This is a genomic window from Exiguobacterium sp. s22 (assembly GCF_018617455.1).
GTDB lineage: Bacteria > Bacillota > Bacilli > Exiguobacteriales > Exiguobacteriaceae > Exiguobacterium.
Map to the genome: position 1 here is coordinate 64,612 of NZ_JACSKD010000008.1, position 25,147 is coordinate 89,758.

31 protein-coding genes are annotated in these 25,147 nt (G+C 48.0%); 14 read left to right on the forward strand and 17 right to left on the reverse strand.

The features are described 5' to 3' along the window. The 3 genes from KNO94_RS12660 to rbsB are packed head-to-tail and all read left to right on the forward strand — an operon-like array spanning position 1 to position 3,380. Positions 1-1,479, forward strand: a complete 1,479-nt coding sequence (locus tag KNO94_RS12660; protein ID WP_214780240.1) for a sugar ABC transporter ATP-binding protein — start codon at positions 1-3, stop codon at positions 1,477-1,479. A 1-nt stretch (position 1,480) separates the two neighbouring features. Continuing rightward, positions 1,481-2,446 (forward strand): ABC transporter permease subunit, encoded by a 966-nt coding sequence (locus KNO94_RS12665; RefSeq protein WP_159563085.1) that lies wholly within the window; start codon positions 1,481-1,483, stop codon positions 2,444-2,446. Between the two features lie 22 nt (positions 2,447-2,468). Then, positions 2,469-3,380, forward strand: coding sequence for a ribose ABC transporter substrate-binding protein RbsB (rbsB, locus tag KNO94_RS12670; RefSeq protein WP_214780242.1), 912 nt, complete (start codon positions 2,469-2,471; stop codon positions 3,378-3,380). Positions 3,381-3,434: 54 nt separating this feature from the next. On the opposite strand, the gene KNO94_RS12675 is transcribed toward rbsB, so the two are convergent. The 5 genes from KNO94_RS12675 to KNO94_RS12695 form a co-directional block, all read right to left on the reverse strand. Beyond that, a complete protein-coding gene (locus KNO94_RS12675) occupies positions 3,435-3,758 on the reverse strand; it encodes a sugar phosphate nucleotidyltransferase (protein WP_214780244.1) in 324 nt (107 codons plus the stop codon). 99 nt (positions 3,759-3,857) lie between these two features. Next, the gene (kynB, locus tag KNO94_RS12680) at positions 3,858-4,481 is read right to left on the reverse strand and encodes an arylformamidase (protein ID WP_214780247.1); all 624 of its coding nucleotides are present in this window, start codon (positions 4,479-4,481) and stop codon (positions 3,858-3,860) included. A 15-nt stretch (positions 4,482-4,496) separates the two neighbouring features. Beyond that, a complete protein-coding gene (kynA, locus tag KNO94_RS12685; RefSeq protein ID WP_214780249.1) occupies positions 4,497-5,336 on the reverse strand; it encodes a tryptophan 2,3-dioxygenase in 840 nt (279 codons plus the stop codon). A gap of 12 nt (positions 5,337-5,348) precedes the next feature. Beyond that, positions 5,349-6,629, reverse strand: a complete 1,281-nt coding sequence (kynU, locus tag KNO94_RS12690) for a kynureninase (RefSeq protein ID WP_214780251.1) — start codon at positions 6,627-6,629, stop codon at positions 5,349-5,351. Positions 6,630-6,760: 131 nt separating this feature from the next. Continuing rightward, a complete protein-coding gene (locus KNO94_RS12695; RefSeq protein WP_214780258.1) occupies positions 6,761-8,275 on the reverse strand; it encodes a BCCT family transporter in 1,515 nt (504 codons plus the stop codon). Between the two features lie 132 nt (positions 8,276-8,407). Between KNO94_RS12695 and KNO94_RS12700 the strand changes: the two genes are divergently transcribed. Continuing rightward, on the forward strand, positions 8,408-9,256 hold the full coding sequence (locus KNO94_RS12700; protein ID WP_214780260.1) for a Cof-type HAD-IIB family hydrolase: 849 nt from the start codon (positions 8,408-8,410) through the stop codon (positions 9,254-9,256). A 568-nt stretch (positions 9,257-9,824) separates the two neighbouring features. Beyond that, entirely contained in the window at positions 9,825-9,989 is a 165-nt protein-coding gene (locus KNO94_RS12705) for a hypothetical protein (protein ID WP_214685257.1), read from the forward strand. A 25-nt stretch (positions 9,990-10,014) separates the two neighbouring features. On the opposite strand, the gene abc-f is transcribed toward KNO94_RS12705, so the two are convergent. Next, positions 10,015-11,859: a ribosomal protection-like ABC-F family protein gene (gene abc-f, locus KNO94_RS12710; RefSeq protein WP_214780263.1), complete on the reverse strand. Its 1,845-nt coding sequence runs from the start codon at positions 11,857-11,859 to the stop codon at positions 10,015-10,017. Between the two features lie 327 nt (positions 11,860-12,186). On the opposite strand from abc-f, the gene KNO94_RS12715 reads away from it, so the two are divergent. Then, positions 12,187-13,086: a DMT family transporter gene (locus KNO94_RS12715; protein ID WP_214780265.1), complete on the forward strand. Its 900-nt coding sequence runs from the start codon at positions 12,187-12,189 to the stop codon at positions 13,084-13,086. 42 nt (positions 13,087-13,128) lie between these two features. On the opposite strand, the gene KNO94_RS12720 is transcribed toward KNO94_RS12715, so the two are convergent. The 4 genes from KNO94_RS12720 to KNO94_RS12735 all read right to left on the reverse strand — a co-directional run bounded on the left by KNO94_RS12720 (position 13,129) and on the right by KNO94_RS12735 (position 15,579). Continuing rightward, a complete protein-coding gene (locus tag KNO94_RS12720; RefSeq protein ID WP_214780267.1) occupies positions 13,129-13,320 on the reverse strand; it encodes a hypothetical protein in 192 nt (63 codons plus the stop codon). 13 nt (positions 13,321-13,333) lie between these two features. Beyond that, positions 13,334-14,239, reverse strand: a complete 906-nt coding sequence (locus KNO94_RS12725; RefSeq protein WP_214780269.1) for a Gfo/Idh/MocA family protein — start codon at positions 14,237-14,239, stop codon at positions 13,334-13,336. A gap of 63 nt (positions 14,240-14,302) precedes the next feature. After that, the gene (locus KNO94_RS12730; protein ID WP_214780271.1) at positions 14,303-15,022 is read right to left on the reverse strand and encodes an anti-sigma factor; all 720 of its coding nucleotides are present in this window, start codon (positions 15,020-15,022) and stop codon (positions 14,303-14,305) included. Further along, positions 15,019-15,579, reverse strand: coding sequence for an RNA polymerase sigma factor (locus KNO94_RS12735; RefSeq protein ID WP_214687656.1), 561 nt, complete (start codon positions 15,577-15,579; stop codon positions 15,019-15,021). The genes KNO94_RS12730 and KNO94_RS12735 overlap by 4 nt, the downstream gene beginning before the upstream one ends. 163 nt (positions 15,580-15,742) lie before the next feature. On the opposite strand from KNO94_RS12735, the gene KNO94_RS12740 reads away from it, so the two are divergent. After that, complete coding sequence (locus KNO94_RS12740; protein ID WP_214780273.1) at positions 15,743-15,892, forward strand: hypothetical protein; 150 nt, start codon at positions 15,743-15,745, stop codon at positions 15,890-15,892. Positions 15,893-15,977: 85 nt separating this feature from the next. Next, positions 15,978-16,778, forward strand: coding sequence for an HAD family hydrolase (locus KNO94_RS12745; RefSeq protein WP_214780275.1), 801 nt, complete (start codon positions 15,978-15,980; stop codon positions 16,776-16,778). Here KNO94_RS12745 and KNO94_RS12750 read toward each other — a convergent pair. Further along, a complete protein-coding gene (locus KNO94_RS12750) occupies positions 16,724-17,029 on the reverse strand; it encodes an RNA polymerase sigma factor (protein WP_214780277.1) in 306 nt (101 codons plus the stop codon). The genes KNO94_RS12745 and KNO94_RS12750 overlap by 55 nt on opposite strands. 155 nt (positions 17,030-17,184) lie before the next feature. Further along, the gene (locus KNO94_RS12755; protein WP_214742241.1) at positions 17,185-17,400 is read right to left on the reverse strand and encodes a zinc ribbon domain-containing protein; all 216 of its coding nucleotides are present in this window, start codon (positions 17,398-17,400) and stop codon (positions 17,185-17,187) included. A gap of 120 nt (positions 17,401-17,520) precedes the next feature. On the opposite strand from KNO94_RS12755, the gene KNO94_RS12760 reads away from it, so the two are divergent. The 4 genes from KNO94_RS12760 (at position 17,521) to KNO94_RS12775 (ending at position 20,000) form a co-directional block, all read left to right on the forward strand. Then, a complete protein-coding gene (locus KNO94_RS12760) occupies positions 17,521-17,754 on the forward strand; it encodes a hypothetical protein (protein WP_214780279.1) in 234 nt (77 codons plus the stop codon). Then, positions 17,751-17,951, forward strand: coding sequence for a helix-hairpin-helix domain-containing protein (locus KNO94_RS12765; protein WP_214780281.1), 201 nt, complete (start codon positions 17,751-17,753; stop codon positions 17,949-17,951). The genes KNO94_RS12760 and KNO94_RS12765 overlap by 4 nt, the downstream gene beginning before the upstream one ends. A gap of 150 nt (positions 17,952-18,101) precedes the next feature. Next, positions 18,102-19,559, forward strand: coding sequence for a UDP-N-acetylmuramoyl-L-alanyl-D-glutamate--2,6-diaminopimelate ligase (locus KNO94_RS12770; protein ID WP_214780283.1), 1,458 nt, complete (start codon positions 18,102-18,104; stop codon positions 19,557-19,559). 96 nt (positions 19,560-19,655) lie between these two features. After that, positions 19,656-20,000: a YflT domain-containing protein gene (locus KNO94_RS12775; protein ID WP_078147786.1), complete on the forward strand. Its 345-nt coding sequence runs from the start codon at positions 19,656-19,658 to the stop codon at positions 19,998-20,000. Positions 20,001-20,067: 67 nt separating this feature from the next. Here the strand turns inward: KNO94_RS12775 and KNO94_RS12780 are convergent, their stop codons facing one another. Beyond that, positions 20,068-21,060, reverse strand: a complete 993-nt coding sequence (locus KNO94_RS12780; protein ID WP_214780285.1) for an MDR family oxidoreductase — start codon at positions 21,058-21,060, stop codon at positions 20,068-20,070. 143 nt (positions 21,061-21,203) lie between these two features. On the opposite strand from KNO94_RS12780, the gene KNO94_RS12785 reads away from it, so the two are divergent. After that, positions 21,204-21,626: a hypothetical protein gene (locus KNO94_RS12785; protein WP_012727530.1), complete on the forward strand. Its 423-nt coding sequence runs from the start codon at positions 21,204-21,206 to the stop codon at positions 21,624-21,626. An 18-nt stretch (positions 21,627-21,644) separates the two neighbouring features. On the opposite strand, the gene KNO94_RS12790 is transcribed toward KNO94_RS12785, so the two are convergent. The 4 genes from KNO94_RS12790 to KNO94_RS12805 all read right to left on the reverse strand — a co-directional run bounded on the left by KNO94_RS12790 (position 21,645) and on the right by KNO94_RS12805 (position 24,058). Further along, a complete protein-coding gene (locus tag KNO94_RS12790; RefSeq protein ID WP_214780287.1) occupies positions 21,645-21,854 on the reverse strand; it encodes a hypothetical protein in 210 nt (69 codons plus the stop codon). An 82-nt stretch (positions 21,855-21,936) separates the two neighbouring features. After that, a complete protein-coding gene (locus KNO94_RS12795; RefSeq protein WP_214780289.1) occupies positions 21,937-22,644 on the reverse strand; it encodes an SDR family NAD(P)-dependent oxidoreductase in 708 nt (235 codons plus the stop codon). A gap of 11 nt (positions 22,645-22,655) precedes the next feature. Continuing rightward, complete coding sequence (locus tag KNO94_RS12800; RefSeq protein ID WP_214780291.1) at positions 22,656-23,045, reverse strand: GNAT family N-acetyltransferase; 390 nt, start codon at positions 23,043-23,045, stop codon at positions 22,656-22,658. Then, positions 23,042-24,058 (reverse strand): serine hydrolase domain-containing protein, encoded by a 1,017-nt coding sequence (locus KNO94_RS12805; RefSeq protein ID WP_214780293.1) that lies wholly within the window; start codon positions 24,056-24,058, stop codon positions 23,042-23,044. The genes KNO94_RS12800 and KNO94_RS12805 overlap by 4 nt, the downstream gene beginning before the upstream one ends. A gap of 118 nt (positions 24,059-24,176) precedes the next feature. Here KNO94_RS12805 and KNO94_RS12810 point away from each other — a divergent pair, with 118 nt between their 5' ends. Beyond that, positions 24,177-25,130: a sensor domain-containing diguanylate cyclase gene (locus KNO94_RS12810; RefSeq protein WP_214780295.1), complete on the forward strand. Its 954-nt coding sequence runs from the start codon at positions 24,177-24,179 to the stop codon at positions 25,128-25,130. The last annotated feature ends 17 nt before the right edge of the window (positions 25,131-25,147 follow it).

Consider the following 25,147-nt stretch of genomic DNA (forward strand, 5'->3'; position numbering starts at 1 on the left):
ATGCATATTCAGTTGAAAGGCATCCATAAGTCGTTCGGACCAGTCTCCGTCTTAAAAGGAGTCGATTTCGAACTGTTGCCTGGAGAAATTCATGCGCTTATGGGCGAGAACGGGGCTGGGAAGTCGACATTGATGAAGGTGATGACGGGTCTTCATGCGCAGGATGAAGGAGAGATTCTCATCGATGGGAAGAAACGTCAATTCAAGCACCCAAAAGAAGCGGAGCAAGAAGGCATCGCCTTCATCCATCAGGAGCTCAACATCTTACCGGAGATGACGGTGACAGAAAATCTGTTTTTAGGTCGAGAGCTGACAGGACCGTTCGGGATGGTCAAACAGCAGGAGATGACAAGACGTGCTCGAGAATACTTGGCTGAATTGAACGTTTTCATGGATGTCGATGAAGTGGCACGCAATTTATCGGTCGGTCAGCAACAGATGATTGAGATTGCCAAGGCGCTCATGACAGATGCGAAGGTCATCGTCATGGATGAACCGACAGCCGCCTTGACGGATCGCGAAATCCAGGCGCTCTTCGCCGTGTCTCGTGCCTTACGAGATCAAGGCGTGTCCATCATCTATATCTCACACCGAATGGAAGAGATTTTTGACTTATGCGACCGAATCACGGTACTTCGGGATGGACAATCCATTTCGACTCGTATGATTCAGGACACCTCATTTGAGGAAACGGTGCGCGATATGGTCGGTCGCGAGATTGGGGAACGCTATCCGACACGTACCGCTACACTTGGGGACGTCGTGCTCGAGGTGGATGATTTAATCGGTAACCGGTTCCACAACGTATCATTCAACGTCCGTGCCGGAGAAATCATGGGGTTTTCCGGATTGATGGGAGCGGGACGGACCGAGGTGATGCGTGCCTTATTCGGAGCAGACACCCACAAAGGGGGAGTCATCAAACTGAACGGGAAACCGATTCGAATCAAAACTCCGGCCGACGCCATCAAGCATGGCATCGCGTTTTTGACAGAGGACCGAAAAGGAGAGGGCTTACTCCTCGATTTCTCGCTAAGAGAAAATCTGTCGCTCCCGACACTTGATAAACGAGCAAAAGGGTCTGTCATCTCGAAGCAACAGGAGGAGACGTTCGCCGAGACATACTTACAAAAATTGCGGGTCAAGCATCATTCGATGGAACAAAAAGTGAAGTCGTTGTCTGGTGGGAATCAACAGAAGATTGTGCTCGGCAAATGGTTAGGTGTCGAACCAGACGTCTTGATTTTGGATGAGCCGACCCGAGGCGTCGACGTCGGTGCCAAGAAAGAGATTTACAACATCATGAGCGATCTCGCGGAATCAGGCGTCGCCATCATCATGGTCTCTTCTGATTTACCGGAAGTACTCGGGATGAGCGATCGGATTGTCGTCATGCGAGAAGGTGTGGTGACCGGGACGCTCACGAAAGAAGAGGCGACACAGGAAAAAGTAATGACGTATGCGACAGGAGGGCAATGATATGGAATTGAAAGCAACAACTTCGCTGAAGCGCCCGGGTCGACTCGGATGGGGGCAAAAACTAGGACCGCTGTTTGGTCTGCTCGTCATTGTTGTCGTCGTGACGGCGCTCGAACCAGGATTTTTATCATTAAATAATATCTTCAACGTACTCCGCCAAGTGTCGATCAATGCCTTGATTGCCTTCGGGATGACATTCGTCATCTTGACAGGTGGGATTGATTTATCGGTCGGGTCGATTTTAGCGCTCGCCTCTGCATTAGTGGCAGGCATGATGGTGGACGGTCAACATGCCGTCATGGCCGTTGCACTTGGCTTGATTGCAGGTGCCGTTCTCGGAGCGTTCAACGGGGCGGTCATCACGTACGGAAAAGTGGCACCGTTCATCGCGACATTGGCCACGATGACCATTTATCGAGGCTTGACGCTCGTCTATACGGACGGAAGACCGATCACAGGTCTCGGGAATTCCGGTTGGTTTGAGATGCTCGGACGTGGTTACTTCTGGATCATTCCGGTGCCGGCATTGACGATGCTACTCGCGTTCGGTGTCCTGTATTTCATCTTGAAGAAGACGACATTCGGTCGTCACACGTACGCAATCGGTGGAAATGAAGAAGCGGCTAAATTGATGGGGATTGGCGTCAATAAAGTCAAAATCATGATTTATTCGTTATCCGGAATGCTTGCGGCACTTGCCGGTATCATCTTGACGTCACGTCTCAATTCCGCACAACCGACAGCAGGAACGTCGTATGAACTCGATGCCATCGCAGCCGTCGTTCTCGGGGGGACGAGCCTTGCGGGTGGTCGGGGCTGGATTGTCGGGACGTTGATCGGGGCGTTGATTATCGGAACGTTAAATAACGGATTGAACCTTCTCGGCGTATCATCATTCTTCCAACTCGTCGTAAAAGGTGCAGTTATATTGTTTGCAGTATTGCTTGATCGTCGACAAAACGCGTAACACGCGAAAGGGGAAACGGAACATGAAAAAATGGACAGCTTGGCTACTCGCACTGACAATGGTATTGATGGCAGCATGCTCGACTGAACAACCGGGGTCAACATCAGAAACGGAAACGAAAGATGGGGATTATGAGATTGGCTTATCGATTTCGACATTGAATAACCCGTTCTTCGTCGCATTGAAAGAAGGCGCAGAAGAACAGGCAAAAGAAATGGATGCGACGTTGACTGTAGCGGATGCGCAAAACGATGCAGCGAAGCAAGTGAATGACGTCGAAGACATGATTCAAAAGGGTATGGATTTGATTCTCATCAACCCAACAGATTCTGAAGCGGTCGGTGCGGCTGTACAAGCAGCGAACGATGCCGGTATTCCCGTCATCACGGTAGACCGTAATGCTGAAACAGGTGACGTCGTCGCACACGTGGCATCAGACAATGTTGCAGGCGGCCAATTGGCGGGTGACTACATGGTCGAACTCGTAGGCGAAGGGCAAAAAGTCGTCGAGCTCGAGGGGATTCCTGGAGCTTCTGCGACACGTGATCGCGGACAAGGATTCAACGAAGCCATCGATGGAAAATTAGAAGTCGTGGCAAAACAATCGGCAAACTTCGACCGTGCAGAAGGATTGACGGTCATGGAGAACATCTTACAGGACAATAAAGACATCGTCGCTGTATTCGCACATAACGATGAGATGGCGCTCGGTGCTGTTCAAGCGCTCGAAGCGGCTGGTATGAGCGATGTCAAAGTCATCGGATTTGATGCGACAGACGATGCGGTCAAAGCGGTCGAAGGTGGGACGATGGCAGCAACGGTTGCGCAAAAACCGACTGAGATTGGTAAGTTGGGTGTGGAAGCGGCCATCAACCATCTGAAAGGTGAAACGGTGGAAGAAAACATCCCGGTCGAACTCGAATTAATCAAATAAGGAAGATGAAACCTCACGGTGCCTCGATTTCGGGTAGGGCTCGTGAGGTCATTTTTATTTATATGGGGAAATGAGAAATTGTGTATCGTTGTTCATAGGTTTGAAATAGCTTGCTGTATCACGACGAGTTGGTTCGGAAATGATATTAGTATCTGTACCAACTTGATGAATGACACAATCTTTTTGCTGAACATTTGTGATCATGAAAGCGTTAGTGTCTAAATCTTGTGTTTTTAGTTGACTGTAAACTCTTTCAAGCATTGATTGTTTCGTTCCACCCCTGCTAGGCAATAAACGAATGAATTGTTTGGCATTCGAATTGTTCGAAAGTGGCCATAGTCTTTTTCCATCACCGCCAGATAATAGTAGAATCTTCATCGAATGTCCTCTCTTCAAATAGAGTTTCTCATCTATTTCGCCAAACTTCGGACTATCCCTGTCTAATCAAAAAAGAGACAGCCGATTCCGGCTATCTCTTTACGACATAGGGCGAAGCAGTGCACGAACGGGGCTTCCGTCACCTTCGACGATTGGGAGCGGGACGGCATTCAAGTCATAATCCCCCGGTAAGATATCGTCTAGGACGAGCCCTTCTAATATATGGACACCGTTTCGTGCTAACGCATGATGGGCACTCATCTCTTTACTGTCAATCGCATCAACAGACGGTAAGTCGAGTCCAATCAAGAAAATCCCGAGTTCCCCGAGACGATCGGCAAGAGACGGCGTCAGTTCAGGAATCGTCTTTGGGAAGACACTCTTATCTAGCCAACCATCTGTCTTCAAAATGAGGCGTTCGACCCCAGTCAAATCATGACCATCCAAATCAGATGCTTCAATCTTTGTCTTATGCGGTAGATGAATGACACGGGCTGGTCCGATATATACGGACGGATCGAGGTCGATCACGCGCTTCCCATGGTCGTCAAAATGAAACGGAGCATCGATATGCGTCCCGACATGTAAACTCATCGTCACTTTCCCGACATTCACTGAACCGCTCTGTGTCATCGGCCAAGCGATCTCGTACGAAAACTTCGTGTCTCCCGGCCATGTCGTCACATCGGCATGAAGCGGTTGTGATACATCAATCCAAGTCATTTCGTTCAGCTCCTCTTATAGTGATGTCCGAACTGTCCATAGTTCTGGGAAGAAACGATGGTCGAGCACGCGGCGCAAGTAATTCACGCCAGACGAGCCACCTGTCCCCATTTTCTGCCCGATAATGCGTTCCACAGTACTCATATGGTTAAAGCGCCACATCTGTTGCTGGCTCCCGATATCGAGTAGCTTTTCTCCAAGTTCATACAAGTCCCAATACGTGTCGACATCGCGATAGACCTCGACCCATGCCTTCTCGACACTTTCGTTCCATTCCCAGTCCTTCGTGACATCACGTTCGAGTACACTCGCATCAATCGGTAGACCACGACGATGCATCTCGCGGACCGTCACATCGTAAATGCTAGGTGCTTGTAGCGAGCCTTCGAGCAATGGATACAATTTTTCGTCATGCGCGTAGACGCTGAGTGTTCGTGCGTTTTTGAAGCCGAGCGCGAATTCAATCTGTCGGTTTTGATAAGACTGAAAACCGGATGATGAACCGAGTTGGTCTCGGAACTCTAAATACTCGGCCGGCGTCAACGTCGCGAGGACGCCCCATGACTGGATGAGTTGCTGCTGAATCTTTGAGACGCGGGCGAGCATCTTGAATGAGCGCTCGAGCTCGCCGTTCGTGATGGCCGTCGTGGCCGCCGTCAATTCATGTAAGATGAGCTTCATCCACAATTCGCTCGTCTGGTGGATGATGATAAAGAGCATCTCATCATGATGGTCGGAAAGGCGATGTTGGCTCGATAAAATTGGATCGAGCTGAAGATAGTCCCCGTACGACATGTCTTTTGAGAAGTCCGTTTGAATCGATTTTTCTACTTTATGTTCCATGCGTTCACTCATGACAGTTCCCCCTTATGCGACCACTTCACGGACGTTCTCGAACGCCTCATATTCTTTGTCGTCCATGATTTTCTTCAACGTCACGATCACGTCATACACGTCGGTAAACGTATTATACAATGCGACCGGTGCGAGACGGATGATGTTCGGTGCCCGAAAATCAGGGATGATATGATGTTTTTTCAACGCCTTACAGATACGTGCCGCTTCTGGATGCTCGAGGCTCAAATGAGCACCACGTTGGCGTGTATCGGTTGGGCTACCGATGAAGAATCCGTGTGGTGCGAGCATGTCTTCGATTAACTCAATCATATACGTCGTGAGCGCGAGCGATTTTTGACGAATCGCTTCCATCCCGACCTCGTTGAACATCTCAAGCGCGCCAAGTTGAGGAGCGAGACTCATGACGTGTGGCGTTCCGATTTGGAATGCACCGGCATGTTCGGCCGGTGTCATCTTATGATCCATATCGAACTGTTTATCTTTGCGCGAACCGAACCATCCGGCCAGTCCTGGTGTCGTGCCGAAGTGACGTTCATGAACGAATAAGCCACCGACCGTTCCCGGACCCCCATTTAAATGTTTATAGTTGCACCAGTATGCGAAATCGACACCCCACTCATGGAAGTCGTGAGGGATGGCACCGACGGAGTGACAGGCATCGAAGCCGATCAAAATCCCACGCTCGTGCGCCGCTTTTGTCAGACGAGGCATGTCTAAAATCTGACCGCTCCGATAGAGGACGGTCGGCAATACGATCATGGCGATCTCGTCGGTCATTGCGGCAATTAAATCGTCTTCTACTAAGAAGCGCCCGTCCGGACTATCGACTTGAACGAGATGCTCAGAAGGGTCGAGTCCACGCAGTTCGAGCTGGCTCTTTAAAGCGTAAATGTCAGACGGGAACGTGAGGGTGTCTGCCAAAATCTTCGTGCGTTTCCCTTCTGGTTTGAAGAACGATGCGACGAGTTGATGCAAGTTCACCGTCGTTGAACCGGTGACCATCACCTCTTCCGCCTTTCCACCGATGAGCGGCGCGTTCAGAGTGGCCAATTCTTCGGACAAGTTGAACCAAGGATGGCGACCGGACATCCAACCGTCGATCCCGAGTTCTTTCCAGTCCGCAAGCGATTCAAGGAGTGTGCGCTCGGCTCGTTTCGATAAGAGACCGAGTGAATTTCCATCCATATAAATTCCGTCTTCCGGTAAATAAAATTCTTCCCGATACGATGCGAGCGGGTCTTGTTTGTCTAGTTGATGTGCGTAGGCACGTGTGAAATCGTTCATCCCCATATTCCCCCTTTAAAGCTTGTACGTTGTCAAAATCGTAGCAATCGGTCATGAGGAAGTCAACAAACAACGAGATGTCGGCGAGTCAAACTAAAAAACGCTCAAGAATCTTCCCGAGCGTTTAAAAATACATCTTATTTTATTTTTCGTACGTTCTCTTGTCGGAGTAACTTGAATAATGTGAAGACCATCAAGATAAGAATAATGGTGAAGGGCAAGGCGGAAATCAACGATGCAGTTTGAAGTCCTTCCAATCCACTCGCAATCAATAGAACAGCAGCGATTCCTCCTAACAGAACACCCCAGGCGATGCGAACGGGTAGGGGAGGATTCAAGCTACCGTTTGTCGTCATACTGCTGATGATATAGGTAGCAGAATCGGCCGATGTAATCAAAAACGTCAAAATCAAGAGAATCGACAAGACGGACAGGATGAAGCTGAACGGCAGCTCGGCAAACGTTACAAACAGTGCGCTCGTCACGTCTGCATGGACGGCTTCGGCGATGGAGGTTCCTTCGAATAAATCTAAATGTAAGGCGGTGCCTCCAAATACAGCAATCCATAAGAGTGCGATGAACGGAGGAACGATGAGGACCCCGACGATGAACTCACGAATGGTGCGTCCTCGTGAGACACGTGCGACGAACGCTCCGACGAACGGTGACCAGGCAATGGCCCACGCCCAGTAAAAGATTGTCCAATCTCGGACCCACGTCCCTTGCTGATACGGTTGTAGACGAAGACTATAGCGAATGAAATTTTGTAAGTAGTCACCTAAGCCAAGGGTGAGAGTCTCTAGGATGAAGATGGTTGGACCGGCAAAGAAGACGAAGACCATCAACACGAGTGCGGTCCCTAGGTTAATGTTACTCAACCATTTGATGCCGCGATCGAGACCCGTTGTCGTCGATGTTAAAAAGAGGGCGGTCAAGACGACAATGATGGCGACCTGCATCCAAGTGGTGTTCGGGAGTCCGAACACACTGTTCAGTCCGCCATTGATTTGAAGAACGCCTAAACCAAGTGACGTCGCGACACCCATGACGGTGGCGATGACCGCTAAAATATCAATCGTCTGGTTCAATGATTGTTTGTACGGTCGTTCTTTTATAAGTGGTGAGAGGCTAGTCGAGATGAGTCCGTCCGCATTACGACGGAACTGGAAGTAGGCGATAATCAGTCCGACAATCGCAAAGACAGACCATTGACTGACACCCCAATGGAAGAACGAATAAGCCATCGCGAGTCGTGCTCCTTCGACCGTCAATGCCTCCGTGTCCGCATACGGTGGCGTAAAGAAATGACTCATCGGCTCGGCAACACCCCAAAAGACGAGTCCGACACCGAATCCGGCGGAGAATAACATGCCGATCCAAGTGAAGAACGGATATTGAGGGCGATCGTCATCTTTCCCGAGACGGATTTTTCCATATTTACTGAACGCTAAAAAGACTAAAAAGAGCACAAACAAGAAGACGGACAGCAAATAGAACCAACCGAACGAGCGAGTCGTAAAGTCAAAAATAGATCCTGCGATTGAAGCGAATGATGTTGGGGCAATGGCTCCGAATAGAACGAGTAAGGCGATCAAACTTGCTGAGATGTAAAAGACGCGATTCAAACGTGGCTTTTGTTTAGAATCCTTCATAGATGTCCCCTTTCAAAAAAAATATGTAGCATTAATAAACGGTTCCCTAATCTCCACATTGCAAACAGGAGACGCATTTCATCGTGTTTTGTATAGTTGAATCGGGAAAAGAACCAAAGAGGAGGGAACGATATGAAATTGATTGCGATTGATTTAGACGGGACGCTGTTATCGCGCACAGGCGTGATAACAGAGGCAAACCAGGAGGCGATTCGTCGTCGGCAAGATAATGATGATATCGTTGCGATTTGTTCAGGACGTTCGATTCATGATATCGAGGAGCTGTTGAAGCGAAGTGATCTCATCTGTCCGATTTTGTCAGGTAACGGAGCAATCGGGTTCTATGAGAACGAGCGAATTTACTATCATGCGATGGATCAGACAATCGTAAATGAACTGTGGGAAATCGCTGATGCGGACGATGCGTACGTTGAATTTTATACGAATGCGGGAGTGAAGGTTCTCCGTTCAGGAAGCGATTTACTGAAGCGGGAACTCGATGAGGTGTTGCCACACGATCAATCGTTCACTCGCGAGTGGGCGGAACGTGAGATTGAAATTCAAAATGAGCAATTCGGTCTGACGTATATAGATTCGATGGCAGACATCGACTTTGCACGAGATGAAGTGTACAAGGTGTTTGTCTATTCGTTCGATCGCCGAAAGCTACACCGGTTGCGTAAAATCTATGAACCACGGAACGATATTTTGATTACGACTGCGGGGTGGACGAAAATTGAAATCGGACATCCTCATGCGAGTAAAGGCGCAGCCTTGAAACAGCTAGCTGAGCATGAACAGATTCCGATGCGTGATGTCGTCGCCATCGGAGACAATCTGAATGATGTGTCGATGTTCGAAGTGGCAGAAATAAGGATTGCGATGGGGAATGCTGTGGATCCGTTAAAAGATTTAAGCACGCATATTACAAAGGATGTGGAAGAGGACGGGGTCGCATACGCGCTGACGCATTATGTATAAAATGGATTATGGAGAAATCGTGAACGAGGATTGAATCTCACTTAAAACGGATATTGTATACATGTAACCATTCACTTTCTGAAATGAGTCGGGGAACGGGGAGGCACTTTCGTCACCTGTCGCTTATGGATGAAAGGGATGGGCAAAGTCCATATGAACGTGAATCGTGTATTCCAAACGATGATACGTCGGCCACTGCTTGCCATCGGAGCAAGCATGCCAGATAGACTGTTTGTATACGGAATTCCACATGATCCGCGTCAGAAGTGGACATCATAGGTGCCAAGTCCTCTCGTGCCCATTCAATCAAACTGTCTATGAGTCACCTATTCGATTTCATGTTTTCGAATGAAAAACAATTGGTGAACCAATGGACGATGAACGGATTGGAATGATGCGTCACGTTGGCTTGGACATCTCTAGTCGAACCAAATCATGGATGGGACGGTCAATCGAGCAAGACTTGGTTGGATGAAAGTCCGGGGACTAGAGAATCAAGAAAAGCGCCGAGTGAGGGCGCTTTTCTTGTGGTATCCTATTGAGTGAATGCAACCGATGGAGGGATTATATGCCAAAGCTATATTGGTTTGGGACGTTCCTTAGTGGAATGATTCTTTTAACCACGGGAACGATGGAAGGTCTTTACCGCATACTCCCAATTGGGTTGATGGCCATCGCGGTCATCGGCTATCTCATACAGACTCGACTCGAACAAAAGAAGCGGCGCCCTTGATTGGGTGCCGCTTCTCTATATTAGGTTATAAAGATTCGAGCAAACGTGTCATCACGTCATCGATTTCTTTTTGCAATGCATCAACTTGTCGTTGTAACGCCATCAATTCATCAAGGTCATCCAATTCATTCATCCGTTGGAGCAGTGCCCGATGTTCTGTCTCTAATTGGGTCAGGTGAGCTTCCTCATCAACCGTAGATGGAGCGGGTTTCGTCTGCTTCAGCGATTTTGATCGTTTGATGTGTTCCGTTTTTGGTTCATCTTTTGATTCCTGTCCACGTTTGTCGAGGGCATAGGCGACGTTACCTTCGAAACGCGTCATCGTCCCGTCGAGCCAATACGTGATAGGGAACAGCTTATTTAAGAAGTAGCGGTCATGGGAAACCGTAACGACCGTTCCAGGGAAACGTTCGAGTGCCTCTTCAAGTGCCTCTCTCGATTCGATATCGAGGTGGTTTGTCGGCTCGTCTAGGACGAGGACATTGATTTCTTCGTGGACAAGGATGGCAAGCATGAGTCGCATCTTCTCCCCGCCGCTCAAATTCGAGACCGGTTTAAACACACTCGCGCCGTAAAACAGAAATTGAGCGAGAAGGTGTCTCGCTTTGCCTTCATCGACTGCGATCCGGTCCCGAAACGCCTCGATTAAGCGATGAGATTCGTCGAATGTGATGTGTTGCGATAGATAGCCGATTTTGGCTTGGTCGGCTCGCCTTACGGTTCCGACTTGCGGGATGACTTCACCGAGCAATATTTTCAAAAGCGAAGACTTTCCACTCCCGTTCGGTCCGACGATGGCGACGCGTTCCCCGTGCCCTGTGTAGAAGTGCACGTCTTCAAATAGAGGACGATCATAGATAAGTGTCACGTCATTTACTTCGAAGACGTCGCGCCCGGTTCGCCCGTTCGTCGTGAACTGGATATTCGGTTGCTCGGCTTCGAGTTGTGGTCGTTTGATTCGTTCAATTCGTTCGAGAGCCTTTTCCATCGATTTGGCGCGACGATAGAACTTTTCATTCGGCGGATTGCCCTCGTTGGCCCATTGCCGCAACTGCCGGATCGTTTCTTTCATTTTTTTGATTTTCTTCTGTTGCTCCGTGTAAGCGTGAAACTGGTCAAGCAACTGTTTTTCTTTTTGGGCAACGAAGTCCGTATAATTCCCAGGATAACTCGTCAATTCTCCATCCTCGCACTCGACGATTCGCGTGGCGACCGCATCTAAGAAGACCCGGTCATGGGAGACGATGAGGAGCGCTGAATCGTAATCCTGTAAATAGGATTCGAGCCAAGTCATCGCTTCTAAATCTAGATGGTTCGTCGGTTCGTCCAAAATGAGTAGCTCTGGTTCTTGAAGGAGCGCCAGGGCGAGACCGATTTTTGTACGCTCGCCCCCGCTTAGCGTATCGAACGGTTGGTCCACGAATGAGGTCAATTTGAGTCCATCAATCATTGCGCTGATTTTTGACTCGTAGACATATCCACCCGCATGTTCGAATTGTTCTTGAATGGCACCGTATGATTCGAGAAGGCGCTCTAGCTGTTCGGACGTCGCCATCTCTTGCTCGAGAGAAGACATTTTTTCACTCAGGCGAGTCACTTCCTCAAAAGCAGTATAGAGGACGTCACGACCACTGCGTCCAGGGTAGTCAGGAAGCTGCACCAAATAGCCAATAGAGAGTCGTTGTCGGCGGTAAATCGTACCGGCGTCATGCTCTTCAGAGCCGACAAGGATTCGTAACAGCGTCGTTTTGCCACTGCCGTTTCGGCCGACAAGCCCGACTCGTTCGTTTTCGTTCAAGAATAAATTTGCATCTGTGAGAACGGCGTGCCCGCCGTATTGTTTTTGAATGTGTTGAAGATCGATCAACATAATAGGTTCCTCCTAAAGTTAGGGCCTATCAAAAAAACCGAACGCAAAGAAGCGCTCGGTTTAGAAAGAGAGAGGCGCTTTGTCGTATATTCAGCAATGTCTAAAAAAGGACAGACGGGTCCCTTGATTAAGCGACATCGTGAAAAATCGCACGCAAAATGTACAAATGTTCAGTTGTCCAATGCGTACGTCCGACAAATTTCACCTTTCTACCTCCTTTCATTCATCTATGTCTTGATTGTAAACGTTTTTCTTACGACTGACAATGAAAATAAAGGAAATGGAAGCAAGGATGTCGTATATATTCGCCATCGAGGAGGCGAAGAAATGAGGAAAGAATGGCTAGGAGCACTCAGTTTGACCCTTGCGGCGAGTATATGGGGCGGGATGTATGTGGTCAGTAAATATGCGCTCGCATATATTGAACCGTTCACGTTCGTCTGGTTACGATACGCTGTTGCATTTATGGTCCTTTTCGTCGTTTGGTTTCGGTTTGGACGGGAATCGATTCGACGGGCGGATTGGAAGTGGATCGGACTCGTCGGCGTCATTGGATACGTCGCTTCGATTTCGTTTCAATTTATCGGAACGAAGCTATCGGATGCACATACCGGCTCCCTTGTGACCGCAGCGACACCAGCTTTCATGGTCTTATTTGCCCGAATCTTATTGAAAGAACGACTGACTCCTGTCAAGATTGGAGCGCTTGGGCTGGCAACGGTCGGTGTTCTCATCGTCGTCGGTTGGGAAGGGGAAGGGACGTATCGAGTAGGCAGTTTCATACTTGTTCTAGCTGCCGTGACGTGGGCACTCATGTCGATTTATGTGAAAATCGGGACACAGACCTTATCGACGTTGACACTGACGACGTTTGCGATTGGAGTTGCCTGGTTGTTGATGACGCCTTTGATGAGTGTGGAGGTCATGCAATCAGGGTGGCCAAAGTTAAATGGCGTCCTTTGGCTTAGTATCCTCTATATCGGGATTATATCAACAGCAGGGGCGTTCTTCTTTTGGAACAAAGGGCTTGAATTGATGGATGCGAGTGTCGGGTCACTCTTTTTCTTCTTTCAACCCTTGGTTGGCGGGACGCTCGGTTGGCTCGTTTTGAACGAGACGATCCATCTTAACTTCTTTATCGGTGCCGGTTGTATCATGACGGCTGTGACGTGGTCGATGCTCGCAGAACGGCGACAACAACTGCCGATTTCAGAACGCAATCTTTGACGACAAAGCGGTCGCCTTCATGTTAGAGGGCGACCGCTTTTATTAAAATCCATGATGCTCGAGCTTGTCTTGTTCGCGTTTCATTTCGAGTTCAAGCCGTTGAATCGCGAGTTTTTCTTCTTCAATCTTCAAGCGACGTTCTTCGACACGTGCTTCTTTCGTTTTAATGATCGTATTGGCGCCGACCGATGAAACGACAATCACCATGACCATGATGTAGAAAAAGAAATCCATGTGTATCCCTCCTTTAGTTGATTAAGTTCGTGACCAGTCGTTGTGTCTCAAGTGCGGTACGACCGTCGGTTAAAATCGCTGTATCATCGATGAGTGCAGAAATGAAATGGTCAATCGCGCCCTGGAATCCTCGTTGCACGAGTGTCGTGTCCCATGAACCGAACGTTTCGACTTCATGCCGACTTTCTTTGAAACGATGTAGCGTGACCATCTCGTCGACGGTTAATCGTTCTCCGTCACGAACGATCGAGACGTGCTCGTGATTCACTCCGGCCGTGCGATGCATCGATGTCGTGTGCATTCCGTACTCGTCTTGCCACACGTGGCGGGCAAATCGAAGCTCATCCTTGTCATTGATCTCGACTTGACCTGAGACGAGTGTGAGCTCGGTACCAGCGAGAAAACGCAACGTATCGACGACATGTAAGTAATCATCGAGTAAGGTGAAGGTTGCATCCTTTGGACCGACATCGTTCTCTCGATGCTTCACCACATCAATCATGTGGGTAGGGGACTCATGTTGTAGACGCATATACATCGGTGCAAAGCGTCGGTTGAACCCGACCATCAGCTTTCGACCAAGTCTTTCAGCTTGTTCAACGAGTTGCGCTGCTTCTTCTACCGTTGCGGCGAGGGGTTTATCAACGTAAACATCGACGCCGTGCTCTAATAAATACGATACGATGTCATAATGGGTTTCCGTTGAACTATGTACGAACGCTGCATCGATGGATGAGGCGAGTTCATTTAACGTGTCGAACGAGGTCATTCGATACGTTTGGCAAATCATGTCTCGCTTAGATGTGTTCGGGGAAAAGGCGCCGACCACCTCGATTCGAGGATGAATCGAAAGGATGGGTAAATACGCTTTTTGAGCGATATTTCCAAGTCCGACAATACCGATTTTTGGTTTTTGCATCCCATTCACTCCTTTAGTTCATCATAACAAAAAACCGGACAACGAATGTGTCCGGTTCAAGGATTAAAGACTAGCACTTAAGACGATTTCACCTTGTGGCGTCTCATTTCCGCGATTCGGTTCTTTTGTGACGGCGACGGTATCCCAGTCGACGTCGACTTCATCCGAGTCGAGTGTGTAGATGACCGTCCCGTTCCCTTTGTCATCGGTGACGAAAGCGCCGGTCGGAATCGGGGCACCATCTTTTAAGAGCCATACTTGATACACCTCATTGGCATCGAGTGAGGCTAGGCCGTTCGTTTGGACGATCAGTTGTGTCGTCCCGTCCTGCTCTGCAAGATAAGCGGTTCCTTCAGACTCACCTTCAAGTGGGATTGATTCGGTCAGTGTGATGCCAGGGGCATCGGGTTGATTGGTAAGCAAATATCCATTTCCAATCAAGGAGAGCAGGAGCGCCGCTGCTAAAGCGACCATTCCCCAGACCGGTACGTTCCGTTTCTTCTTCTGTTTGAACGGTGTCGCCGATGGAACTGATGTAGAAGTGTCGGTTGTTGTGACGGGTTCATTGTCTTCTTCGAATACACGATCGAGGACACGCGCTTTCATGCCTCGGGGTGGCTCAGTCGGAGTAGACAAGAACGCGACGCCACCGACAAGAGCTTCAAGTTGTTCGAGCTCTTCTTGACAGTCCTTACACGTTGCCAGATGTTGTTCAAATTTCATTCGCTCTTCTTCCGTTAAATGTTGGTTGAAGTAGTCAATCAATTGATCGCATGCGTTCATTGTTCTACCTCCTTTCCGATGAATTCATGGGATAACTGTTTCCTCAGTTGCCTCAGCGCCAGTCGAATCCTTCCTTTTACCGTTCCGAGCGGGATGCCACATGCATCAGCAATTTTTTGCTGGCTCAGTCCTTGGAAATACATGAGTCGGACGACCTGCTGCTGTTCGGCAGGTAATGTGGCCATGGCTGTCTCGATTTGAGCACGCTCTTCTTGCCACTCGACTTCTTTCTCAACGGACGGTGACTCGGAAGGAATGGCCTCAGCGTAAGATTCGTCTAGTTGTAGATCCGGTTTACGCTTCCGAATTAAGTCGATGGCCACATGACGGCTCATCGTGAAGAGCCAAGAACGAAACTTTCCTTTTGACTCATCGTAAACGCCTCCGCCACGCCAAAGTTTGATGAATACTTCTTGCATGGCTTCTTCAGCCAAATCACGATCTTTTGTCAGTTGTAGGACAAATGCGTATAAAATGCGTTCGTATCGATCATACAATATTTCGAGCGCTTCTTTGTCCTTTTGCCTGACACGCTCATATAACTCTAAGTCAGTCATAACATACTCCTTTGCGCAGAAGGGAGGTCCCTTGTATTGATCTAACGTACAAAATAGAAAAATGGATGACTATTTTGTATGACGATTTATTGAACATGTTCCGGTTTGAGACGGAAGCTTCGAATAAATGAATAATCTTAATTTCTCTGAAAGAAGGTAGGTGATGACACTTAGCCCAATCGCCGTCATCAGCATCAATCCGATTGCGGTTAAGGGAGCGCTCACCGTCGCCCAAAAGAAGTATGTGCGAATGCCAAAAAGAAAAGAAAAGACAATAAGGAATCCGGTAATCAAGCTACTCAATTGGCAATAGGTCTGAGTGAGTCGTGAAATCATAAGATGCCTCCTTTGTTTCATTGTACTATAGGAGAAAGAGAAAACGATAAGGAGACGAGATCATGAAACGATTTACGAATGAAGGACACACCCTCGTATGCTTTGACTTTGATGAAACCTACTTTCCTCATGCATGTACACCAGATCAATTGGCATCCGTTCGACGGCTCGAAGACTTATTAGAACGCTACTCCCATCAATTGTCGACGATGTGGGTGACGGGTAGTTCACTCGAATCGCTAATGGCAAAAGTTGAGCAGGCAAACCTTCGCTTTTGGCCTCACCGTATCGCTTCAAGTTTAGGTACGGAATTGTATCGGATTGACCTAGACGGAACGTTTTCCTTAGAAAAACCGTATCAAGCGTCATTCCCAAGTGATTTTGTATCTCGTGTGGAACGTGTTGCGTCACAGATTGGAAAGATGCAGGTTGAACTAGAGGCGCAACCGGGTTTTGGGACGAGTCCTTGGATCCGGAGTTATTACCTCCGTGACCAAATCGGGTCTTGGAGTGAAACATTTCGCATGCTAGCTGATCAGGAAGGGATTGCTGTCAATATCAGCCGATGCAATCCGAAAGCAGGTGATCCGATGGATGCATGGGATATTGATTTTTACCCGCTCCATGCCGGTAAAGAATCCAGTGTTCGATATGTATGCGCCACTACTTCCTTTTCACGCAAAGATGCGTATGCGTTCGGCGACAGTGGGAATGACCTTGGGATGTTAGCGCATGTTGGAAAAGGCTATTTAGTGGGCAATGCGACCGAACAGGCAAAACAGATGTATCCGGAGATGACAACAAAACCTTATGCTGAAGGGATTTTAGAAGTGTTGGAATTTGATTTTTCTTCTTTCATATAATGCATGATTTCCTCTAAAGAACGGATGAGGGTCGCACGAATCGTTTCGGAATGTGGATTGAAGTCGAGACGTTGTTGCCAAATCCGACAAAATAAATCGGTCATGGCCGCCTCTGCAATTGCAGGATGGTTATTCAGATGAAGCGCATATCGATAAAGCAAACTTTCATAGCGCGCGTATAAATGTTCTAAGGCTTGGCGATTTTTAAGACGGATTTGATCGACCAGGCGTTCATCGAGTGTAGGAAGCATATGCAACCCCTTTCGTATGGAATGAAGGTTTCAACGATAAAAGAATCAGGAACTTTATGCAGATAAAGCATCCTCTCTGTTCTTTCACTCATCTGCTCCCGTTCAAACCAAGGAATATGAAGAATAGCGGTCGAATATGCATGTCCCACAACGATTCAAAACGTGTGATAACAATTCGGACAAGTCTGCGCATCTCCCGGCGCACGTTTGAATGACGTTTTACAATTCGGGCAGGTGACCGTTTCACTTTGTTGATTGAATAAACTGCCGCGATTGAATAAAATGTTGCGAAGGTTTGGTAAGGCCAAGGCAGCGAAAATCATGGCTCCAAATAAAAAGGCTGCCAAGATGAGTAATAATACATAAGTCATCGTGTGTTCCCTCTCTCGTTTGATTTCCTTCATCATAATCGAAATTTGAAATAGCGAACAGCTTATTGATGGAAATACGAACAAATGTTCTGTACAATAAAGAAAAGGAGGGAAAACAGGATGAGAGAAGAATTGTTACGATGGATGCGTTCGGGTCTGGTCACAGAAATGGTGTATGTGGATCGACATGGAGTGTTTTCAAAGCGGCGGGTCAAATTGATGAAAGTGCAAGGAGAACATGTCGTGGCGTGGGATTTGAATAAACGGGCCAGACGAACATTTCGAATCGAACAAGTTCTTGCCTGTATTCCCATCAACGAACGATTTAGAAAGCGGAAGGTGGAGATCGGATGATTGCCTTACCGAAATTAGCTGCACCAGCCAAAAGAGCTTTGACGTCAAAAGGAGTCGATTTCTTAGATGACTTGTCTCTTTATACGCGTCGTGAAGTAGAGAATTGGCATGGCGTTGGTCCTAATGCCATCCACGTCCTGCAAAACGAGTTAACTAAACATCATCTAGCATTTAAGGAAGAGGAGCCTAGTACGTGAATGAAACGTCTAGGTTTTTTTTGTGAAGTGATTGCTTCCCTTTGAAAACGGGAAGTAATATATTTGTCATCTCAATTGCCGTTTAAATCTAGTAACATGACGATAAGGTTTATGAACCTAGCGACACCCATGAGAAAGGACGTACACAGCATGAGAACGAAACGTTTATCCGCCATTCTACAAAATGAGATGGATGACATCTTTGATCCATGGGTGACCGGAGTCGAAACGGACTCTAGAAAGGTCAGTTCAGGGAATGTCTTTATTTGCATTCGCGGCTATACGGTTGACGGTCATAAGTTTGCGGAAGATGCCGTCGCTAACGGTGCGAGTGCGGTCATCTCAGAATATCCACTCGATCTCGATGTACCAAATGTGGTTGTTGCTGATACGAAGCAGACGGCAGGAGCGGTTGCGAGTGTATTTTATGACCACCCTTCTCATCGGATGCGTATATACGGTGTGACGGGAACGAACGGGAAAACCACGACAGCGACACTAACTTATGACTTGTTACGTCTTTCAGGACGTCATGCCGGAATCGTTAGTACGATTGGCGCGCGTTTTCATAATCAAACGGTTGAAACAGCCAATACGACACCGGAAGCCATCGTCTTACATCGTATCTTGGCAGAGATGGTCGATGCAGGCATCACAGATTGCGTACTTGAAGTATCATCGCATGCATTAATGGAAGGTCGCGTGGCGGGAATTCATTTTCATGCGGCCGCGTTTACGAATTTGACGCATGATCATTTGGACTACCATCGTTCTATGGATGAGTACGCCCGAGCAAAAGCGCGACTGTTTGAACAGGTGGAAGTAACGAATGGTGAGGCCATTGTGTTAAATGCGGAAGATCCGGCCAGTCATGTCATGGCTGAGTTTGCGCCGACACGTCAAGCCATTATGTATAGTACAAAAGAGGAAATCGAGGCCGACATTCAAGTCATTTGGCGTGAAGAGACGGTACTCGTCAATATGAAAGAGTTTAAGCTCGAAGTGCCTGTTCGATTTATGGGGGCATTCAACGCAGCGAACTTAGCAGCGGCAATCGGACTTGTGTCGACTTCGGATATGGCGCTACGGACCGTTGTTTCAAATGTTCCAGGACTCACTTTGCCAAAGGGACGATTGGAACGTTTAGCTACAGAGGATGCTGAGATTTATATCGACTACGCGCATACACCAGACGGGCTAGAGAAATGTTTGTCCACATTGCAACAAGACGACCGTGCACTTGTCGTTGTGTTAAGTGCGGCAGGAGACCGTGATCCCACGAAACGTCAAGACATGGGTCGGATCGCAAGCCGTTATTCAAACGAAGTGATTGTCACCGTACATGATGTCCGCATGGAAGACCCGAAACAAATCATTCGTGATTTAGTAAAAGGTATCCAACCGGATGTGAAGTATGTGACGTTTGAAGCAAGAGAAGATGCGCTCCGCCATGCTGCAAAACAAGCGTTAGCGGGGAAGCGTGTCGTGGTCGTCGGGAAAGGACATGACCACATCGAACGAATCGGTCGACAGTCGATTCCATTTAATGAATCGAACATTTTATTGGAAGAATTGAAAAAACGAAAAGGGCAGGAGCCTGCCGTTTAACAAAACGATGACGTTTGTCATCGTTTTTTAATGTGTGGAAATAAGCTAGGAAGGTAATAACTATTAATGTAGTAGAATTGAAGGAGGAGAATAGACATGTCAGTTTTGTACAAAGAATTTACAAATGATGAAGAAGTCGTTACCGCCGTTCAATCGATGAAAACAAATGGGATTGATGAGTCCAACATCTACGTCATCACACATGACGATGACCGGAGTAAACGTGTCGCGGATAATGCCGATGCGAACACCGTTTCAGCAAGTGACGTCGGCTTGGGGACAGCCGCCAAAAACGTGTTCCGTAAAAAAGGGGACGAATTACGAGCCGATTTTCAGGAGCTCGGCTTCACAAAAGAAGAGGCAGAGCGCCTCGAAGAAAAGTTAGATCAGGGCAAAGTGCTCGTCGTCGTAAAAGATGCACCGGCCGGATTTACGATCTGATTCCACACCATGGAGAATAGAGAGAAGAGAGGCTGAATCGTGAGCGATTCAGCCTCTTTTGATGGGCTTAGCGAAGGCGGACGACGGTGCGACCACTCAATTCGCCACGCATCATTGCTTCGGCGTGGCGAGGGACGTCGTGTAACGGAATCTCATGAATCATTTCATTGAGAACTTTCGTGTCGATGAGTTCTTCGAGACGTTCCCATGCGTTCGTACGGCGTGTCATCGGTTGCATGACCGAATCGATTCCGATGAGTTTCACGCCACGTAAGATGAACGGATAGACGCTCGTTGGCAACTCGGCGCCTCCGACGAGACCGCATGCGGCGACAGCACCTTCGTATCTTGTCTGACTCAAAATGTTGGCGAGTGTATTCCCACCGACCGAATCAATTGCGGCATCGAAGCGTTGCTTGGCGAGGGGACGAACAGGTCCTTCTAATTCGCTCCGATCGATGATCGTCTCGACACCGAGTGAGCGTAAGTATGGTGAATCTGTTTTACCGGTCGAGGCGACGACATGGTAGCCGAGACGACGAAGTAACGTAATCGCGAAGCTTCCGACACCACCTGTCGCGCCTGTGACGAGTACTTCTTCACCCGGACGCACACCTGCGTGTTCGAGTGCATCAATGGAAAGCATGGCGGTAAGTCCTGGTGTTCCGATGGCGATCGCATCCCGCATGCTCATTCCTTTCGGTAACTTCACGAGCCATTTCCCCGGCACTTGCGCATACTGGCTAAATCCACCGAAGTGCCGTTCCCCAATCCCGAAACCAGTGGCGATCACTTCGTCCCCAACTTTGATGTCGAGGTGGTCAGATTCGACGACAGTTCCAACGAATTCGCATCCCGGAATGAACGGATAGCGATTGACGATTTTACCAGAAGTCGTTAATCCGAGCGCATCTTTATAATTCAATGCGGAATAGTGGACTTCGACTAAGACGTTCCCATCTTCTTCTTTCGGAAGGACGTCGGCTTTGACTTCTTTTACTTCGGCATGAAGGCGTTCCTCGTGCTGGTCGAGCACAAGTGCTTGGAATGATTCATTCATCTGCTTAACCTCTTTTCCTATGGATGTCCTCACTCTAACACTCTTTCCCTCGCGAAATGAAATATATGCACGAAACTTTAGGGGGAATGGGGGAGAGAGTGGTACAATAAAGGGGATTCAAATTGCGTAAGGAGGAATGTAGTATGCGGCACGATGACTATGAGTTTGATGATGTAGAAGTAGAAGAAGGCGAATTGTTCAACGTATACGATATTCTCCCACCAGACGGGACAATCCTGGAGATGGCGACAGCTGAGGAAATGGTTCGAGCGGCCGAATTAGAAGCGAAACATCATGCGCTTCAACGGCTCCAAGATTCAAACTTTCAGTTAACAGGTGTGTCGTTCAAAGAACTTCTGACAGAATTTGAGCAGTATGAGCAAGAATCAATGGAGTTCTGGACAGGTGTCTATAACCGGTTACGCATTCCTTGGGCGTGGACGATTCGAATCGATGTGGCCAATGGCCCGATTCACGTCGTGAACGATCGTGATATCTTTATCGACGAAGACGACTTCGAAGAATACGATGTTGATGATTTATTAGAGGAATACGAAGAAGATTGAATCAAAAACGTCTTTCCCTCATTCAGATGGGAAAGACGCTTTTTTGTTGTGGAGCAAGTCATGACGGACTTTGTTTAGTTCGGTTGCTCCAAATAACAACCCGACGCTACATAAAATCGAGACGCCGCTCACCATCGCCCCGACGACGGCGGTATCTCCAATCATTGTGAACGACATGGTGAGACTGAACAGTCCAAATAACAGTAATCCTCCAGCGATTGTTTTCATAGGATTCACCCTTTCACGTATCTATGCATGTAGTGTAGACGGTTTGATGAGGAAAGGGTGCTCCTTTTTTTAACCTGGTAAATTATTTGATTAAGTCATAAATCGAATACGTCTTGCCATTTTCTAGAGGGCGGTCAATCAACTGTTCAGCAAATACACGAGCAACCGTCTCAGGAGAGCGTAGTCGTCCTTCTGTTTCGTATGAACGGAATTGTTCAAGGTCAGCAAACGCCTCTTCCGAAGAAGAACGAATCTCTGCCTGCATCGACGTGTCCATCACGCCTGGATTGAATAGAGCCGCACGATGTAAGGTTCCTTCTAGCTCTAGTGCAAGCGTTTCTGTGAAATGATCGAGTCCTGCTTTCGTGCCACAATATGCGCTCCAACCTGAGATTGGACGCTTAGCAGCGCCGGAGGTCACATGAATCAACTCGGTCGGCTTATTGAAAGCGAGGACCGCATTCGCCAGTAGCATCGGCGCAAGCAAGTTAGCGTGGACATGAGCGGTCACTTTCTCACCATCTAATTGTCCGACACGATGAATCGGTTCAATCCATGCTGCATTTTGAACGAGCAAAACCGAATCAGCCCGCTCTAGAAACGGTGTGATCTCCCGAATGACTGCATCAATCCCCGAGACGTTTGATAGGTCGACTGATCGTTGCTGATACGTAACGTCTTCTGCCTGTGAGCGAGCGAGACCGACTACCTCGTAATCTCTAGCTTGTAGTTCCTGAGCGATTGCGCGACCGAGACCACGTGATGCGCCGGTAATGAGAGCAAGTTTCATATCCATTCCTCCTATTCGTGAATCGTTTTTCGAAACCCATAAAACGGACGGAACCGTAATTTTTCATAATATGTGTGCGAGTTTTGACTTGCGAGCATCTCAAGCCGTGTGTCTGGATAAAGTGTATGGACGTGTCGGAGTAGCTGTTCACCGAGGCCGCGTTTCCGATATGCGGATGCAACCAATAGTTCACAGACATACAAACTGACTGTCGTATCAGTCAATCCGCGCAAATAAGCGATTATCGTCCCCTCTTCAGATTCCATTACATAGGCGACGTTGGATTGACGCCATGCCTCACGGGTCAATGCGTCACGTTCTACCAATTGGTTCCAACCTTCGTCGTGATTGAGTTGTTGAATCGAGTCAAAGTCTGATTGCATATAATTCCGAATGTTCATTCGAGCCGCTCTCCAATCTGTATTTCAATCTGTTTCATCATGTCGAACGCCCCATCTGATTGATTTGAACAAATAACCGAGATGGTATCGATTTCTGGATAGTAACCCGAATGGAAACTGACACCGGGGTCATATCCCATCACATGATATTTATAGACGTCTCCCGAAGCGTGATGTTGAATCCAAAGTCCGTATCCATAACTCCCGCCGCGGTCATTGATCGTCACATGTGGTGTGAGAAGGAGGGAGGTGGATGCGGCGTCCAGTAGCTGATGTGAAAACAATGCTTTCCAAAAACGGGTCATATCTTGAACGGTCACAAATGCGCCGCCATCTGCTCCTCCTTTGATCGGAATCGCATATTGATTCGTACGCCACGTGCCGTCCGGGTGGTCGATATAACCGAGCGCTGTTTTAGAAGGCAAGGCATCGAGAGAAAAGTATCCGGAAGCGGTCATACCGGCAGGCTGAAAAATCGATTGTTCGACGTAATCGGTGAAAGATTGACCGGTCACTTCTTCCACAATCAACCCTAACAGAATATACCCCGCATTGTTGTAGGAGAATCGAGACCCCGGCTCGTCTTTCATGGATTTTTGTTGAAACAGTGGTAGAAAATCACGTAACTGTTGGAAACGATACATCGGGATATCACGCCATAGCGCTTCAAAGTCATCAGAGACGGACTCATCAAAATAGTCAGGGATTCCCGACGTGTGCGTCAACAGTTGATGCACGGTGACGTTTGGTGACAGATGAGGTAAGTCGAATGTTTGAAACGAGCCGAGCAAGGTGGAGAAGGATAGTTTCCCTTGCTCGACTAACTGAGAAATCGCGATTGCTGTAAACAGCTTGCAGCCGGAAGCGATTCCGAACCGTGTTGTCACATCATGTTGAATCTGTTCTGAGCGATTCGCATAGCCGTATGACTGGTGGATCGATTCGTTTCGATTCGCGACCAAATAGACACCCGAAAATGTCTCGTCAATCGGTGGGTGTGTGAACTGTGACATGAGAAACCTCCATCTATTGAGTGATTCATTAAGTCGACTATATCATGTACGTCACAACCTCTCTGAAATTTACTCAATTTTCAAAAAAACATTTACCAAATAACAGGAATTGAGACAGGTGTCTGACCTCGAACGTGGTACGATATGGGCGAATAGAGAGGAAGTGGATTCAATGACGTTATTCTTCTGGGGGATACTCGTTGGATTTTTGATTGCTTTGTGGCTATACAAACGTCCACAGCCACATGCACAGTCTCTTTCGTTTATGCATTTCGGGAATCAAACGAAAGATGTCATTTACATTTTTGAAACGAAACCGACCTGGCGTTTCCGATACATCAGTCCTTCTTTAGATTTATATCTTGGAGAAGGAACGGTGATGCGAAGTTATTCAGATGCACAAGAGTGCTTTCGGAGAATCCACCCGGATGATCGGCGTCTCTTGCTCGATAAAGTGGCGGGACGCGTCAACTATGAAGAAGCGATTCTTCAGCGATGGCGCACGAATGACGGCGCTTATGTATGGTTCGAGGAATACACCACGCCGATCTATGAGAATGGTGAAATCGTAGCGGTTCAAGGTGTGATTCGGAACATCGAAGCAGCCATGACCGAGCGTGAACGTCTCATGTACGAAAGTCGCAACGATAGTTTGACCGGTGTCTTCAATCGTCGGGCGTTTGAAGAAACGATTGCTCAAGCCGAAAATGCGTGTAACGTCGGAATCATCGTGCTCGATGTGAACGATTTAAAAGTCGTGAATGACGAAGAAGGGCATTCAGCTGGTGACTGTTTATTGAAACGAGTCGGGACAATCCTTCAAGACATCGAATCCTCCGTCTATCGGTTAGGGGGAGATGAATTCGTCTTGTTTCTAGAGATGATGCCTGAGGACGCATGTGAACGAATGGTTCGTCAAATCGAAGCGGCTTGTGAACAAGAATCGATTTCTGTCGCCATCGGGTTGGCGTGGGCGTCTCGTCCGGAAACGATTGAGGCGCTTTGGCAACGTGCGGACGATGCCATGTATGAACGGAAGCGACAACAAAAAATAGACCTCCTTGACGTGTAAGTTCAAGGAGGTCTATT